This is a genomic window from Streptomyces sp. NPDC038213 (assembly GCF_055600495.1).
The window spans coordinates 428,207-443,474 of sequence record NZ_JBVJYM010000001.1; the positions used below are offsets into that span (position 1 = coordinate 428,207).

General features: G+C 73.1%; 14 protein-coding genes. 3 read left to right on the forward strand and 11 right to left on the reverse strand.

The annotated features are described in order from the left end of the window. Positions 1–8 precede the first annotated feature (8 nt). The 11 genes from htpX to ACZ7JZ_RS02065 form a co-directional block, all read right to left on the reverse strand. Positions 9–872, reverse strand: a complete 864-nt coding sequence (gene htpX / locus ACZ7JZ_RS02015) for a zinc metalloprotease HtpX (protein WP_470932147.1) — start codon at positions 870–872, stop codon at positions 9–11. A gap of 285 nt (positions 873–1,157) precedes the next feature. Beyond that, entirely contained in the window at positions 1,158–2,714 is a 1,557-nt protein-coding gene (locus ACZ7JZ_RS02020; RefSeq protein WP_470932149.1) for an NADH-quinone oxidoreductase subunit N, read from the reverse strand. After that, positions 2,711–4,300: a complex I subunit 4 family protein gene (locus tag ACZ7JZ_RS02025; protein WP_470932447.1), complete on the reverse strand. Its 1,590-nt coding sequence runs from the start codon at positions 4,298–4,300 to the stop codon at positions 2,711–2,713. The genes ACZ7JZ_RS02020 and ACZ7JZ_RS02025 overlap by 4 nt, the downstream gene beginning before the upstream one ends. 38 nt (positions 4,301–4,338) lie before the next feature. Next, positions 4,339–6,327, reverse strand: coding sequence for an NADH-quinone oxidoreductase subunit 5 family protein (locus ACZ7JZ_RS02030; protein WP_470932151.1), 1,989 nt, complete (start codon positions 6,325–6,327; stop codon positions 4,339–4,341). After that, entirely contained in the window at positions 6,324–6,704 is a 381-nt protein-coding gene (gene nuoK / locus ACZ7JZ_RS02035) for an NADH-quinone oxidoreductase subunit NuoK (RefSeq protein ID WP_470932153.1), read from the reverse strand. The genes ACZ7JZ_RS02030 and nuoK overlap by 4 nt, the downstream gene beginning before the upstream one ends. Further along, positions 6,704–7,291, reverse strand: coding sequence for an NADH-quinone oxidoreductase subunit J family protein (locus ACZ7JZ_RS02040; protein WP_470932155.1), 588 nt, complete (start codon positions 7,289–7,291; stop codon positions 6,704–6,706). The genes nuoK and ACZ7JZ_RS02040 overlap by 1 nt, the downstream gene beginning before the upstream one ends. Next, entirely contained in the window at positions 7,288–7,944 is a 657-nt protein-coding gene (locus ACZ7JZ_RS02045; protein WP_470932449.1) for a NuoI/complex I 23 kDa subunit family protein, read from the reverse strand. Before ACZ7JZ_RS02045 ends, ACZ7JZ_RS02040 begins: the two co-directional genes overlap by 4 nt. Then, entirely contained in the window at positions 7,941–8,909 is a 969-nt protein-coding gene (locus ACZ7JZ_RS02050; RefSeq protein ID WP_470932156.1) for a complex I subunit 1/NuoH family protein, read from the reverse strand. The genes ACZ7JZ_RS02045 and ACZ7JZ_RS02050 overlap by 4 nt, the downstream gene beginning before the upstream one ends. Then, positions 8,906–10,060, reverse strand: a complete 1,155-nt coding sequence (locus ACZ7JZ_RS02055) for an NADH-quinone oxidoreductase subunit C (RefSeq protein ID WP_470932157.1) — start codon at positions 10,058–10,060, stop codon at positions 8,906–8,908. Before ACZ7JZ_RS02055 ends, ACZ7JZ_RS02050 begins: the two co-directional genes overlap by 4 nt. Beyond that, positions 10,057–10,752 (reverse strand): NADH-quinone oxidoreductase subunit B, encoded by a 696-nt coding sequence (locus ACZ7JZ_RS02060; RefSeq protein WP_470932158.1) that lies wholly within the window; start codon positions 10,750–10,752, stop codon positions 10,057–10,059. The genes ACZ7JZ_RS02055 and ACZ7JZ_RS02060 overlap by 4 nt, the downstream gene beginning before the upstream one ends. Next, a complete protein-coding gene (locus tag ACZ7JZ_RS02065; protein WP_470932159.1) occupies positions 10,743–11,153 on the reverse strand; it encodes an NADH-quinone oxidoreductase subunit A in 411 nt (136 codons plus the stop codon). The genes ACZ7JZ_RS02060 and ACZ7JZ_RS02065 overlap by 10 nt, the downstream gene beginning before the upstream one ends. A gap of 148 nt (positions 11,154–11,301) precedes the next feature. Between ACZ7JZ_RS02065 and ACZ7JZ_RS02070 the strand changes: the two genes are divergently transcribed. The 3 genes from ACZ7JZ_RS02070 (at position 11,302) to ACZ7JZ_RS02080 (ending at position 15,207) form a co-directional block, all read left to right on the forward strand. After that, positions 11,302–12,573, forward strand: coding sequence for a sensor histidine kinase (locus ACZ7JZ_RS02070; RefSeq protein ID WP_470932160.1), 1,272 nt, complete (start codon positions 11,302–11,304; stop codon positions 12,571–12,573). Positions 12,574–13,010: 437 nt separating this feature from the next. Beyond that, positions 13,011–14,324, forward strand: a complete 1,314-nt coding sequence (locus ACZ7JZ_RS02075) for a sensor histidine kinase (RefSeq protein ID WP_470932161.1) — start codon at positions 13,011–13,013, stop codon at positions 14,322–14,324. Positions 14,325–14,547: 223 nt separating this feature from the next. Continuing rightward, on the forward strand, positions 14,548–15,207 hold the full coding sequence (locus ACZ7JZ_RS02080; protein ID WP_470932451.1) for a response regulator transcription factor: 660 nt from the start codon (positions 14,548–14,550) through the stop codon (positions 15,205–15,207). The last annotated feature ends 61 nt before the right edge of the window (positions 15,208–15,268 follow it).

Genomic DNA, 15,268 nt, shown 5'->3' on the forward strand with positions numbered 1-15,268 from the left:
CTTCCCTGTCACTGGTGACGGCCTGCCATCTGCTCGAGCCGGGCGATGCGCTCGGCCATGGGCGGGTGGGTCGAGAACATCTTGGAGAGGCCCTGCCCGGGGCGGAAGGGGTTCGCGATCATCATGTGGCTCGCGGTCTCCAGCCGGGGTTCCGGCGGCAGGGGGAGCTGCTTGGTGCCCGCGTCCAGCTTGCGCAGGGCGCTGGCGAGGGCCAGGGGGTCGCCCGTGAGCTGCGCGCCGGAGGCGTCGGCCTCGTACTCGCGGGAGCGGCTGATGGCCAGCTGGATCACCGAGGCTGCGAGCGGCCCGAGGATCATGACGAGGAGCATCCCGAGGAGGCCGGGGCCCTCGTCGTCGTTGGACCGCCCCACCGGGATCAGCCAGGCGAAGTTGACCAGGAACATGATGACGGAGGCGAGGGCTCCGGCGACGGACGAGATGAGGATGTCGCGGTTGTAGACATGGCTCAGCTCGTGTCCGATCACGCCTCTGAGCTCGCGCTCGTCGAGGATGCGCAGGATGCCCTCCGTACAGCACACGGCGGCGTTGCGCGGGTTGCGGCCCGTCGCGAAGGCGTTCGGCGCTTCCGTCGGGGAGATGTAGAGGCGGGGCATGGGCTGGCGCGCGGACGTCGACAGCTCGCGCACCATGCGGTAGAGCTCGGGGGCCTCGAACTCGCTCACCGGGCGGGCGCGCATCGCACGCAGGGCGAGCTTGTCGCTGTTCCAGTACGCGTACGCGTTCGTGCCCAGGGCCACGAGGACCGCGACGATGAGGCCTCCTCGTCCGAAGAGGCTCCCGATGAAGATGATCAGAGCGGACAGCCCGCCGAGGAGTACGGCGGTCTTCAGCCCGTTGTGCCGGCGGTGCACGGTTCGCCCTCCAAGTGGTGCAGTGGGGACCCCGGAGAGAGGGCCTACGGTCCAGTGGACCCTCCCTTCCTGGTCAACGCCACGCGGGGAGCAGGGGTTCCCGGCGGCCGTGGCCCGGGGTGCGGCCGGGGGCCGTGCCGGGGGCGGGCGCGGCGGTTGCGCCGAACGGGCGATGTGCGGGCGATGTGCGGGCGATGTGCGGATACGGGCGGGGCGCGGGACGGCGTACGTCGGCAGTGCGCCCGTACGCCGTCCCGCGCGCCGCCCGTACCGGCGGCGGCGCCGCTACTGCACGAAGAGGCTGCCCGCGGCGAAGCGCAGCACGATCTGCGGGGCGCCGGACAGCACCGCCGCGGTGATGCCGGTGACGACGATCGCGGCCGTGACGGGGAGCGGGATCCGGGAGCCGGCGGGCGCGGGGGCGGTGCCGGCTTCTTCGGGGGTGCGGAAGAGGACCGCCGTCCACTGGAGGTAGTAGTAGAGCGCGACGACCACGTTGAGGGCCATGACCACGGCGAGCCAGCCGAGACCGGCGTCGACGGCCGACTGGAAGACGGCGACCTTGGCGAAGAGGCCGATGACGCCCGGGGGCAGGCCCGCGAGGCACAGCAGGAAGAAGGCCAGGGACAGGGCGGCCAGGGGGCGGGTCCGGTAGAGGCCGCGGTAGTCGGCGATCCGGTTGAGCGGGGCGCTGCGGGCGACGAGGGCGGCCACGGCGAAGGCGCCCAGGTTCACGGCCGCGTACATGAGGGCGTACGCGACGGCGGAGCCGATCTGGTCGCGGCCGGAGTAGGCGGCCGCGGCGATCGGGACGAGGAGGTAGCCGGCCTGGCCCACGGAGGACCAGGCGAGCAGCCGTACGGCGCTGTGGGCCCGCTCGGGGTCCTGGCGCAGGGCGGCGGCGTTGCCGAGGGTCATCGTCAGGGCGGCGAGCACCGCGAGGGCGGGGCCCCAGATGTGGGAGTAGGCCGGGAAGGCCAGGACGGTGACCAGGATCAGGCCGGTGAAGCCGACGGCCTTGCCGATGACCGACAGGTACGCGGCGATGGGCAGGGGCGCGCCGACGTAGGTGTCCGGAACCCAGAAGTGGAAGGGGACGGCAGCCGTCTTGAAGGCGAAGCCGATCAGGGTGAGGGCGACGCCGGTCATGGCGAGGGTGTCGAGCCGGCCGGGTACGTCGTCCAGGCCGTCGGCGACCGTGGCGAAGTGCATGCTGCCGGTGGCGGCGTAGACGAAGCTCACGCCGAGCAGCGAGACGGCCGTGGCGGTGACGGACGACAGGAAGAACTTGAGCGCGGCCTCGGAGGACATCCGGTCGCCGCGGCGCATCCCGACGAGCGCGAAGGCCGGCAGGGAGGCGACCTCCAGGGCCACGATCAGGGTGGCCAGGTCGCGGGCGGCGGGCAGCAGGGCCGCGCCGGCGGCGGAGGCCAGCAGGAGGAACCAGAACTCGCCGGCGGGGAGCCTGCCGTCCTTGACGGCGGTGACCGACAGGAGGGCGGTGAGCAGCGCGCCCGCGAGGACGAGGAACTGGACGACCAGCGCGAAGTGGTCCGCGGTGTAGCTGCAGACGTCGGGTTGGCCGACCAGGCAGAAGGTGGAGCGGTCGCCGCCGGTCAGCGGGATCAGGGAGAGGGCCGCGGCGGCGAGGCCCGCCACGGAGACCCAGCCGAGCACCGCCTTGCTGCGCTCGGCGGTGAAGAGGTCGGCGACGAGGACGACCAGGGCGACCACGGCGGCGATGGTCGGCGGGGCGATGGCGGCCCAGTCGATGCTCTGGACGAGGCTGGCGCCCTGGGCCGCGGTCAGGGCAGCGGTGTCGGGGGCGGTGGTGGCCGTCATGAGTTGCCTCCTGCGAGGAGCTTCTGCACGGCCGGGTCGGTGAGGCCGAGGAGGACCGCGGGCCACAGGCCGGCGAGGACGGTGAGCAGGACCAGGGGGGTCCAGGCGGCGAACTCGTAGCCGTGGACGTCGGGGAGCGGGGCGGGGGCGTCGTCGGGGCGGGTGCCGGGGTGGGCCTCGGCGTCGGCGGGGGCGTGCTCGCCCATGCAGACCCGGCGGACGACGACGAGGAGGTAGGCCGCGGTCAGCAGGGTGCCGATGCCGCCGATCGCCGTATAGGTGAGGAAGGCGGGGCGGCTGAGCCCGGGGGCCGGGTCGAAGGCGCCGAAGAGCGCGAGCATCTCGCCCCAGAAGCCGGCGAGGCCGGGCAGGCCGAGGGAGGCGACGGCGGCGAAGGCGAGGAGGGCGCCGAGGCGGGGGGCACGGCCGTAGAGGGCGGCGCCGGTGGCTCCGGCGAGGGTGTCGAGGTCGCTGGTGCCGTAGCGGTCCTTCAGGGCTCCGACGAGGAAGAAGAGGAGGCCGGTGATCAGGCCGTGGCCGATGTTGGCGAAGAGGGCGCCGTTGACCCCGGTGGGGGTCATGGTCGCGATGCCGAGCAGCACGAAGCCCATGTGGCCCACGGAGGAGTAGGCGATGAGGCGCTTGAGGTCGCCCTTGGCGCCCTTGCGGGCCAGGGCGAGGCAGGCGAGGGAGCCGTAGATGATCCCGACGACGGCGAAGGCGCCGAGGTACGGGGCGAAGGTCGCCATGCCGCTGGGGGTGGCCGGCAGCAGGATCCGCACGAACCCGTACGTGCCCATCTTCAGCAGGACTCCGGCGAGGAGGACCGAGCCGATGGTGGGGGCGGCGGTGTGGGCGGCGGGCAGCCAGCTGTGGAGGGGCCACATCGGGGTCTTCACGGCCAGGCCGGTGCCGATGGCGAGGACGGCCAGGAGCTGGGTGGTGTGGGTGAGTCCGCGGCCGTTGTCAGTGGCGAGTGCCACCATGTCGAAAGTGCCGGCTTCCAGCCCGATGAGCAGCAGTCCGAGCAGCATCACCACGGAGCCGAGCAGGGTGTAGAGGATGAACTTCCAGGCGGCGGCGCGCCGCTGGTCACCGCCCCAGCGGGCGATGAGGAAGTACATCGGGATGAGGACCATCTCGAAGGCGAGGAAGAAGAGCAGCAGGTCGAGTACGGCGAAGGTCGCGAGGGTGCCGCACTCGAGGACGAGCAGCAGCGCGACGAAGGCCTTGGGGGACGGGCCTGCGGGGAGCTTGAAGTAGCTGTAGAGCGCGCAGAGGAAGAAGAGCAGCGCGGTCATCAGGAGGAGGGGGAGCGAGATGCCGTCGATGCCGAGGTGGATCCGGACGTTCAGCGCCTGGATCCAGCTGATGTCGGTCGTGGCCTGGAAGGTCGAGGGCGCGTCGTGGTCGAAGCCGAGGGCGAGGACCGCGGCCGCGGCGAGGACCGCGCCGGTCACGGTGACGCCGTGGCGGAGCACGGCCTGCTCGGGGCTGCGGCCCTTGAGCCCGGGGGGTGCCGGGAGCAGGGCGGCGGCGGCCCCGAGCAGGGGGGCGGCCACGATGAACGCCAGAAGGAACTGCATCACGGATGCGCTGATATCAATCACGGCTGACTCACGGCTCACGATCCGGCGTTGACGTTGGCAAGGACGGCGGCGGCGACCGCGAGGACCACGGATCCCGCGAGCAGGGCGCTCAGATAGGTCTGCACGTTGCCGGTCTGGGCGCGACGGACGAGCGTGCCGAGCAGCCGGGGTGCGGCGCCGGCCCCGCGTACGTAGGTGTCGACGACCTCGCGGTCGAGGAAGCGGACCAGTACGGCGGCGGCCCGGGTCGGTCGGACGAACAGGGCCGCGTAGACGGCGTCCAGGTGGAAGCCGACGGCGGCGTGCCGGTGCAGGGGGCCGAGGAGGGCCTTGCCGGGGTCGGCCACGGGGGGCTCGGGAAGCTCGGAGAGCTCGGTGGCGGGGGCCGCTGCGGTGGCGGGCTCTGCGGTCGCGGGTCCTGCGGGCGGGGTTGCGGCGGTGCGGGCGGCGGCGGCCCTGACGGTGGCGCGCTGCCACAGGCCGTAGGTGAGCAGGGCGCCGATGACGGCGGCGCCGGTGCCGAGGACGGAGGTGACCAGGGTCGGGTCGAGGGGCTGTCCGTCGAACCAGTCCGGGAGTACCCGGGAGCTCAGGCCGAAGGCGACCGTAGGGACGGCGAGCAGCCAGAGCACTCCGGTCATGGCCGCGGGCTGGCGACCGTGGTCGGGGGCCTGCCCGCCGCGGCCGCGGAAGGCCATCAGCCACAGGCGGGCGGCGTACGCGGCGGTGAGCAGGGCGGTGAGCACTCCGGCCGTGAGGACGGTCCAGCCTGCGGTTGTGGGGGCGAGCGCGGTGTCGCCGACGGCGGCGTGCTCGGCGGCGACGAGGACGGCCTCCTTGGAGAAGAAGCCGGCGAAGGGCGGGAGCGCGGCGAGGGCCAGGAGGGCGATGGTCATCGTCCAGAAGGCGTCGGGGATGCGCTTGGACAGGCCGTCCATGCGGGACATGGCGGCCAGGGAGTTCGTCCCGGCGGCGTGGATGACCGCGCCGGCGCCGAGGAACAGCAGGGCCTTGAAGAAGCCGTGGGACAGGAGGTGGAAGACGGCGGCGCCGCGGTCGGCGACGGCCAGGGCTCCGGTCATGTACCCGAGCTGGCCGACCGTGGAGTAGGCGAGGACGCGCTTGATGTCGTCCTGGGCCAGGGCGGCGAGGGCGGATCCGACCATGGTCACGGCCGCCATGACCGCCATGACCACCAGCGCGGCCCGGGAGGCCGTGAAGACCGGGAGGAGGCGGGCGATGAAGTAGACGCCGGCGGCGACCATCGTCGCGGCGTGGATCAGCGCGGACACCGGGGTCGGGCCGGCCATGGCGTCGGGGAGCCAGGTGTGCAGGGGGAACTGCGCGGACTTGCCGGCGACTCCGGCCAGGAGGAGCAGGGCGATCAGCGTCGGGTGGTCGAGGCCGCCCGAGGCCACGGCTCCGAGGATCTTGGTGATGCGGAAGGAGTCGGCGTCCGCGGCGAGCGCGAACATGCCGATGAGGAAGGGGACGTCGCCGAGCTTGGTGACGAGGAAGGCCTTCAGGGAGGCGGACCGGGCGGCCTCGGTCTCCCAGTAGTGGCCGACCAGGAAGTACGAGCAGATGCCCATGACCTCCCAGCCGACCAGCAGCACCATCAGGTCGCCGGAGTAGACGACGAGCAGCATGGCGGAGGTGAACAGTGACACCAGGGCCGCGTACGAGGGGTAGCGCGGGTCCTCGCGGAGGTACGCCGTCGAGTAGAGCTGGACGCAGGTGGCGACGGTGCCCACGAGGACCGCCACGAGGACGGCGAAGCCGTCGATGTGGAGGGCCAGCTCGATCGGGACCGATCCGGTGGGGGTGAGCTCCGTCGCGGCGTCGATCGCCCTGCCGCCGCCCTGCCGGACGGCGACCAGGACGGCCAGGGCCGCGGCGGCCACGGTGGGCAGCACGGCCAGCGGGCGGACGAAGCCGGGGGCCTTGCGGCCGAGGAGCAGTCCGGCCACCGCGCCCAGGAAGGGCAGCAGGGGGACGAGGACGGCGAGGGTCGTGGTGCTCACGCGGCGGCTCCGGTTGCGCGGGCTGCCTGGTCGGCGGGCTGGGCGGACGGGGTGGGCGGTGCGGGCTCACTGCCCTCGGCGGTGTCGCGCAGCCGGTCGATGTCGGCGGTGCCGCGGTTGCGGTAGACCATCAGCACGATGGCCATGCCGATGCCGATCTCGGCGGCGGCGATGGCGATGGTGAAGAGGGTCAGGGCCTGGCCGGAGTGCAGGGCGTCGCGGAGCCAGACGTCGAAGGCCACCAGGTTGAGGTTGACGGCGTTGAGCATCAGCTCGACGGACATCAGGACCAGGATGGCGTTGCGCCGGGCGAGGACTCCGTACAGGCCGGTGCAGAAGAGCAGGGCCGAGAGCACGGCGGGGTAGGCGAGGTGCATCAGCGCTTCTCCTTGCCGGTGCCGTCTTCGGCGGGGGTCTTGCGGGACAGGACGATCGCGCCGATGAGGGCGGCCAGCAGGAGGACGGAGAGGGCCTCGAAGGGCAGCACCCAGTGCCGGAAGAGCATCTCCCCGGAGACCTCGGTGGAGCCCTGTGCGGGGCCGTCGAGGTCGATCCAGGTGGTGCGGAAGGCGTCGACGACCACCCAGACCAGGGCGGCGGCGGAGGCGGAGGCGACCGCGAGGGCGGCCCAGCGGTTCTCCGAGTCGGCGTCGGGCGAGCGGCCGATGGGCGCCTTGGTGAGCATCAGTCCGAAGAGGAGGAGGACGACCACGGAACCGACGTAGATCAGCACCTGCACCCAGGCGATGAACTCGGCCGTCAGCAGCAGGTACTCCACGGCGATCCCGCCGAGGGCGACGACCAGCCACAGGGCGGCGTGCACCAGCTGCCGGGTGGTGACGGTCACGAGGGCGGCGCCGAGGGTGGCGATGCCGACGAGCACGAAGGTGATCTCGACCCCGGTCGGGGAGAGGAAGCCGGGGCCGCTGGGGGCGGCGGCCGCGGCGAGGGTGAGTGCGCTCATCGCTCGGCGCCTCCGTCCTGGGCGGGGCTGTCCTTGGCCGGGCCGTCCTGGGCGGGGCCCGCGGGGGCGTCCGGCGCGGGCGCGGCCGCGGTCGGGGGCTCGGGCGCGGCGGCGGCCTGGGCGGCGGCCGCGGCGGCCTCGAGCTTCTCGACGGCCTTGCGGGCGGCGGCGATCTCCTTGGGCTCCTCGGCGGCCGGGTCGAGGGCGGGCGGGGCCGGCACGGTCCACATCCACTCGCGCAGCTTGTCGCGCTCGTGGGTGAGCTCGTGGATGTCGGTCTCCGCGTACTCGAACTCCGGCGACCAGAAGAGGGCGTCGAAGGGGCACACCTCGATGCAGATACCGCAGTACATGCAGAGGGAGAAGTCGATGGCGAAGCGGTCGAGGACGTTGCGGCTGCGCTCGCGGCCGCCGGGGGCGGCTGCGGGCACCGTCTCCTTGTGGGAGTCGATGTAGATGCACCAGTCGGGGCACTCGCGCGCGCACAGCATGCACACGGTGCAGTTCTCCTCGAACAGCCCGATGACCCCGCGGGTGCGGGGCGGCAGCTGGGGCTGGACCTCGGGGTACTGCGCGGTGTGGGACCTCTTGGTCATCGTGCGCAGGGTGACGGCCAGGCCCTTGGCCAGGCCGGATCCGGGAATCGGCATTATGCGATCGCCACCTTCACGATGCCGGTGAGCGCGATCTGAGCGAGCGCGAGGGGGATGAGAGTGGTCCAGGCGAGCTTCTGGAGCTGGTCCTCGCGCAGCCGGGGGTAGGTCACCCGGAGCCAGATCACGCCGAACGCCAGGACGGCGACCTTGAGGAGGGTCCAGACCCAGCCGAGGCCGTCGCCGCCGAAGGGCCCGTGCCAGCCGCCGAGGAAGAGGACGGTGGTCAGGGCGCAGAGGACGACGATGCCGGCGTACTCGGCGAGGAGGAACAGGGCGAAGCGCAGGCCGGTGTACTCCGTGTACGCACCGAAGATGATCTCGGAGTCGGCCACGGGCATGTCGAAGGGGGGCCGCTGGAGCTCGGCGAGGCCGGCGACGAAGAAGACCAGGGCGCCGGTGATCTGCCAGGGCAGCCACCACCACTCGAAGGCCTCGACGATGCCGGGGAGGGACACCGTGCCGGCCGCCATCGCCACGGAGGCGGCGGCGAGCAGCATGGGCAGCTCGTACGCGAGCAGCTGGGCGGCGGTGCGCAGGCCTCCGAGCAGGGAGAACTTATTGGCGGAGGCCCAGCCGGCCATCAGGCTGCCGAGGACTCCGACGCCCATGACGGCCAGGGCGAAGAACACGCCCGCGTCGACGACCTGGCCGACGGCGCCCTCGCCCCGGCCGACCGGGATCACCAGGATGACGAGGAGGTACGGGAGCAGGGCCACGGCGGGCGCGAGCTGGAAGATCCGCCGGTCGGCGTTGGCCGGGACGATGTCTTCCTTCTGCGCGAACTTGACCCCGTCGGCGACGAGCTGGGCCCAGCCGTGGAAGCCGCCCGCGTACATGGGGCCGAGACGGCCCTGCATGTGGGCCATGACCTTGTGTTCGGCCTGGCCGATGACCAGCGGCATCACAAGGAAGACCGCGAAGACGACGAGCAGTCGCAGGGCGACGTCGAGGACGTCGTTCACGCGTCGCCTCCGGTGTCGGGTTCGGGTTCGGGTTCGGACTCGGGTACGGGCTCGGGTGCCGGATCCGGCTTGGCGGCCGGCTTCGGGTCGGCAGCCGGGGCCGGGTCGGCGGCCGGCTTCGGGGCCGGGTCGTCGAAGGCCGGGCGGGCGTGGTGCCAGGGGGCGTCCGGGCTGCGGGGCGCGGCCGGGGGCTCCTGGGCCGGAGCCGCTGCGGGGGCCGGGGCGGCTGCTGAGGCCGGGGTGTCCGCCGCGGGCGGGGTGTCTGCCGCAGTCGGGGTGTCCGCCGCGGTCTGGCTGGCGGAGCCCTGGGAGGCGGAGCGCGTACGGCGGGGCGGGCGCGGCGGGGTGCCGGCTTCGGTTCCGGGCGTGGGTGCGGCGTCCGTCGCGGGGGCGGTGGACTGGCTGGCCGAGCCCTCGGAGACCGAGCGGCTGCGGCGGACCGGGGCGCCGTCGCCCGCGGCCGGGCGGGGGCGGCGCGCCGGGGCGCCCTCCGCCCCGGCGGCGGCACCGGCGCGCGCGCCGGCCGCGCCCGCAGCGCGCGGGGTGCGCGCGGGGCGGGCCGGGGCCGGCGGGAGCTGGCCCTTCATCGGGCCCCAGTCGTTGGGGTCCGGTACGCCGGGCGGCAGCATCTGGCGGCGCTTCGGACCGCCGTGGTCCGCGCCCTCGCCCGGCTCCTTGGCGCCGGGCCAGGCCTTGGCGACCCGGGCGGCGAGGACGAAGTCCTTGCGCAGCGGGTGGCCTTCGAAGTTCTCGGGGAGGAGGAGCGGTACGAGGTGCGGGTGGTCGGTGAAGACGACGCCGAACATCTCGTGGGTCTCGCGCTCGTGCCAGGCCGCGCCCGCGTAGACGTCGACGGCGGAGGGGAGGGAGGCGGCGGCGTGCGGGACGGTGGTCCGCAGCAGCAGCCGGCGTACCCGGCCGGACTCCAGGGCCACCACGTGCGCGCAGATCCGGAATCCGGTGCCCGGCTCGTCGACGGCGCTCAGCCAGTCGAAGTAGGTGCAGCCCAGCTTGTCCCGGGCGATCTCCAGGGCGGGGATCCAGCTGCCGACCGGGACGTCCACGGTCAGCAGGTCGTACGCCGATTCGGCAGTGGCCTCGGCGCCGAAGACCTCGTGGGCGGCGTCGGGGAGGGTGTCGTAGAGGTTCACGCGCGCTCCTCCCCCGGGGTCTCGGAGGGGGCGGCCGGCGGGGCCGGGGAGACGGCCCGGCCGGACGCCGGGGAGGTCGCCGGTCCGGCCCCGGCGGGGGCCGGCGGCGGGGTGACGAGTCCGCTCGTCAGGGCGGCCGTGGAGGGCCTCGCGACGCTGTAGCGCTCTTCGAGCGACTCCTTGGCGATCTTCTCCTGGAGCTTGAGGATCCCCTGGAGGAGGGCCTCGGGGCGGGGCGGGCAGCCGGGTACGTAGACGTCCACCGGAATGATCTGGTCCACGCCCTTGGTAACGGAATACGAATCCCAGTAAGGGCCGCCGCAATTGGAGCAGGCGCCGAAGGAAATCACGTACTTCGGTTCGGGCATCTGCTCGTAAAGGCGCTTCACCGCCGGGGCCATCTTGTCCGTGACCGTGCCGGAAACGATCATCAGGTCGGCCTGGCGCGGGCCCGGCGCGAAGGGGATCACGCCGAGCCGGATGAAGTCGTGCCGGGCCATGGACGCCGCGATGAACTCGATGGCGCAGCAGGCCAGGCCGAAGTTGAAGACCCAGAGGCTGTAGCGGCGTCCCCAGTTGAGGACCACCTTCATCGGTTCCGGGGCCAGGCGGGCGAGCGCTCCCAGGCGCTTGGGCTCCGGGAGCAGCTCGGGGGCGGAACTCCCGCTCGGGGACGGGCTGGTCACGTCCATTCGAGGACGCCCTTCTTCCATGCGTAGAGCAGGCCGACGGCCAGGAAGCCCAGGAAGATGAACATCTCCACCAGGGTCGTGGCGCCGTATCCGGCGGCGGCGAACACGGTCGCCCACGGGAACAGGAAGATCGAGTCGACGGCGAAGATGACGTAGAGGAACGCGTAGACGTAGTAGCGGACCTGGGTGTGCGCCCAGCCCTCGCCGACGGGGTCCACTCCGCACTCGTACGTCAGGAGCTTCTCGGGAGTGGGCACGACGGGCCGCAGGAGCCGGTTGGCGGTGAAAGCCACCGCCACGAAGAGAACACCGATCACCGCGAGCAGTCCGACGACCGAATAACTCCGGAAATAATCGGCTGCAAGCACGCTCGCGACCGAAATCGTCTGGTCGTCCGGCACGTCCGTTTCCTCGCTCCCTGGCCGCTGTCTCGATCTGTTACGGACGGGAGTCTAGGGCCTGCCTCACACGGGGTGGGGTTATCCCCCGTTCACGCAGCCCCGGATACCCCATGGCAGTGCCGGGGAGGGGCACGGCAGGCTGTCCGGTATGACCGTCAGAAGCCTCGCCACCGGCGCACCGGACGTACCGGGCGCATCCGATGCCGCTGCCGCCCCCGCTGTCACCGCCGTCCTGGGCGCGCGGGGTGCAGGGGGCGCGGACGACGGAGGGCCGCCCGCCGTGCGGCCCGTCCTGTCCGCGGCCACGTGCAAGGAGATGGCCCACCTCCTCGTCAACCTCCCCATGTCGATCGTCGGATTTGTTTACGCGACTGTCATGATCGGCGTCACGGGCGGTCTGTCCATGACCGCAATCGGTCTCCCGCTGCTCGCCCTCGGACTGCTCGGCGCCCGCCAGCTGGGCAAAGCGGAACGCGCGCTGGCCCGCGGGCTGCTGGGCGTACGGATCGAGGAGCCGACCCCCATACCCGTCCGCGGCGGCTTCTTCCCCTGGCTGTGGACGAGCCTCAAGGACCCGGTGGGCTGGCGGACCGTGCTGTACGCGGCGGTCCGGCTGCCGTGGGGGGTGCTCAGCTTCACGGTGGTGGTGGCGGGGGTGTTCGTGCTGTGGCCCGTACTTCCCTATCTCGTACGCGGGATGACCAACGTCGACCGGGCGATGGTCCGCGGACTGCTGTCCCCCTCGGACGGGCTGGAGCGGCGGATCGCCGAACTGGAGTCGGACCGGGGGGTGGTGGTCGACACCGCAGCCGCCGACCTGCGGCGCATCGAGCGGGACCTGCACGACGGGGCGCAGGCGCGGCTCGTCGCGCTGGCGATGGGGCTGGGCCTGGCCAAGGAGAAGCTGACGGAGGATCCGGACGCGGCGGCGGCGATGGTGGACGAGGCGCACGGCGAGGTGAAGATCGCCCTCCAGGAGCTGCGCGACCTGGCCCGGGGGATCCACCCGGCGGTGCTGACCGACCGCGGGCTGGACGCGGCGCTGTCGGCGGTGGCCTCGCGGTGCACCGTGCCGGGCGGGGTGCGGGTGGAGGTGGACCTGCCGGCGGGCCTGCGGCCGGCGGAGGCGATCGAGGGGATCGCGTACTTCACGGTCTCCGAACTGCTCCAGAACGTCAGCAAGCACGCGGGGGCGCGGAGCGCGGCCGTCGCGGTGTGGCGGGAGGGCCGGCGGCTGCTGATCCGGGTCTCGGACGACGGCGGGGGCGGGGCGCGGGTCGAGCGGGGCGGGGGGCTGGCGGGGCTGGCGGAGCGGGTGGATGCGGTGGACGGGGTCTTCACCGTCGAGTCGCCGGTGGGTGGGGGGACGGTGGTGGTGGCGGAGGTGCCTTGGCGTGAGCGGGGCGCTGCGCGGGGCTGACGGGGTGGGGTCTGTGCTGGGTGCGGGGCCGCCGGGCGGGGGGGGTGCGGTACGGGCGGCTGGATCCGGAGTCGGGCACGTGGGGCGGGCGGGGTGGGCGGGCCGCTGCGCGGGCCGGTCCCCTCCCCTCCCCCAGACTCCGCCCAGGGGGACCCCCTCCTTCCCGGAACCGGGGCTCGGCCCCGGGCCCCGGTTCCGTGCGCTGCGCGCACGGTGCGCTCAAACTCCCCCCGACTTCGTCCGGGGGGACCCCCTGCGCAGGCTGGATGTGCCGGGCACGGCGCTGAAGCCGGACCGAGCCGGGGGGTGGGGATAACCCCAGGTTGGGGACACCGACGTGCTGGATGGTGGGCGGGGTGGGGGGCGAGGGAGGGTGGGGGGAACGGTTGGGAAGCAGGGCGGTAGCAGTGGGTGCCGCGGTGGATCGGAAGGGCGGAATGGTGGACAGCAGCAGGAGCGGGAGCGCCCGGCGGGTGCCGGCGGTGGTGCGGGCGCCGTTCGAGGGGCGTACCTGGCGCGAGTTCGGCTACCTCATGATCGGGCTGCCGATCAGCTCGGCGTTCTTCTGCCTGGCCGTCACGGCGGTCAGCACCGGCGCCGGCCTGCTCGTCACCTTCATCGGCGTCCCGGTGCTCGCCGCCGGCCTCTACGCCTGCCGCGGCTTCGGCGCGGTGGAGCGGGCCCGCGCCCGGCACCTGCTCCGTACTGACGTCCCCGCGCCCGAGCCGCTGCGGCCCCGCAAGCCCGGCGCCCTCGCCTGGATGGGCGCGGTCCTCAAGAGCGGCGCCTCCTGGCGGCACCTGCTCTACGGGGTGCTGCACTTCCCGTGGGCCGTCTTCTCCTTCTGCACCGCGCTGGTCTTCATGGTCTACGGGTGGGCGCTGCTGCTCTACCCGCTGTGGTTCTGGGTCTTCCCCGCCTTCACCGACCAGCCCGGCCTCCAGATCTTCGGCAGCGAGACCCGCGACATCTATCTGGACTCGCCCGCGCGCATCGCCCTGACCTCCGCGAGCGGAGCGCTCTTCGTGGTGGTGACGCCCTGGGTGGTGCGCGGGCTCGCGGCCGTGGACCGGGCCATGGTCAAGGGCCTGCTGGGCCCCTCGCGGCTGGCGACCCGCGTCACCGAGCTGGAGTCGGACCGCGGGGTGGTGGTCGACACGGCCGCCGCCGACCTGCGCCGGATCGAGCGGGACCTGCACGACGGGGCCCAGGCCCGGCTGGTCGCCCTGGCCATGGACCTGGGCCTGGCCAAGGAGAAGCTGACCGAGGACCCGGAGGCGGCCGCCCGGATGGTGGACGAGGCGCACGGCGAGGTGAAGATCGCCCTCCAGGAGCTGCGCGACCTGGCCCGCGGGATCCACCCGGCGGTGCTCACCGACCGCGGGCTGGACGCCGCGCTGTCGGCGGTGGCGGCGCGCTGCACGGTTCCCGGCGGGGTGAAGGTCTCGGTGGAGCTGCCGGGCCGGCCCGCCCCGGCGATCGAGGGGATCGCGTACTTCACGGTCTCCGAACTGCTCCAGAACGTCAGCAAGCACGCGCAGGCGCGCACCGCGGCCGTGGACGTGTGGCGCTCCGGGGACCGGCTGCTGATCGAGGTCGCCGACGACGGGCGCGGAGGCGCCTCGGCGGGCGGCGGCGGGGGCCTGGCGGGGCTGGCCGAGCGGCTGGGCGCGGTCGACGGGCTGCTCGTACTGGACTCCCCGCCCGGCGGCGGCACCCGCGCCACCGCCGAGCTCCCCTGGCGCGGATAAGGGGGCCGGGGGAGGAAGCGTCCACGGACAGGCGGGCAGGGCCGTTCGGGTCCGGGCCGGTCGTGGAGGTGCGCACGTGTGTGCGTACGTCCACGGGCGGGCCGGGCCCGGCCGTGTTCCGCAACGTGCTCGACCTCTGCACCGTCCCCGCTCGAGACTGGGATGCTTGGCTCATCCAGTGACGTGACGGACGAAGGCGGGGAACGGAGTCGTGGACGACAGGGTGCGGGTGGTCATCGCCGAGGATTCAGTGCTGCTGCGCGAGGGCCTGACCCGGTTGCTGACCGACCGCGGGCATGACGTCGTGGCCGGGGTGGGGGACGCCGAGGCGCTCCTGAAGACGGTGGCCGGGCTGGCGGCGGAGGACGCGCTGCCGGATGTGGTCGTGGCCGACGTGCGGATGCCGCCGACGCATACGGACGAGGGGGTGCGGGCGGCCGTCAGACTGCGGGCGCAGCACCCGGGCATAGGCGTGCTCGTCCTGTCCCAGTACGTGGAGGAGCAGTACGCGACGGAGCTGCTGGCCGGCTCCAGCACCGGCGTGGGCTACCTCCTGAAGGACCGGGTGGCGGATGTCCGCGAGTTCGTGGACGCCGTGGTCCGGGTGGCCCGGGGCGGGACGGCCCTGGACCCCGAGGTGGTGGCCCAGCTGCTGGGGCGCAGCCGCAAGCAGGACGTGCTGGCGGCGCTGACGCCGCGCGAGCGCGAGGTACTGGGGCTGATGGCCGAGGGCAGGACGAATTCCGCGGTCGCAAAACAGCTGGTGGTCAGCGACGGGGCGGTGGAAAAGCACGTCAGCAATATCTTCATGAAACTCGGGCTCTCGCCGAGCGAGGGGGACCACCGCCGGGTGCTCGCCGTGCTCACCTATCTGAATTCATGATCACCTGACACCCTGTCAGGCAAAAAGCGCGTCCGGAAGTACCGGAAGTATCAGGAAGTAC

Coding starts and splice junctions, on each gene's coding strand:
- ACZ7JZ_RS02025 (WP_470932447.1), bottom strand. CDS start 4,300: ATGCAGTTCCTTCTGGCGTTCATCGTGGCCGCCCCCCTGCTCGGGGCC.
- ACZ7JZ_RS02060 (WP_470932158.1), bottom strand. CDS start 10,752: ATGGACGTGACCAGCCCGTCCCCGAGCGGGAGTTCCGCCCCCGAGCTG.
- ACZ7JZ_RS02075 (WP_470932161.1), top strand. CDS start 13,011: ATGGTGGACAGCAGCAGGAGCGGGAGCGCCCGGCGGGTGCCGGCGGTG.
- ACZ7JZ_RS02070 (WP_470932160.1), top strand. CDS start 11,302: ATGACCGTCAGAAGCCTCGCCACCGGCGCACCGGACGTACCGGGCGCA.
- ACZ7JZ_RS02020 (WP_470932149.1), bottom strand. CDS start 2,714: ATGACGGCCACCACCGCCCCCGACACCGCTGCCCTGACCGCGGCCCAG.
- ACZ7JZ_RS02040 (WP_470932155.1), bottom strand. CDS start 7,291: ATGAGCGCACTCACCCTCGCCGCGGCCGCCGCCCCCAGCGGCCCCGGC.
- nuoK (WP_470932153.1), bottom strand. CDS start 6,704: ATGCACCTCGCCTACCCCGCCGTGCTCTCGGCCCTGCTCTTCTGCACC.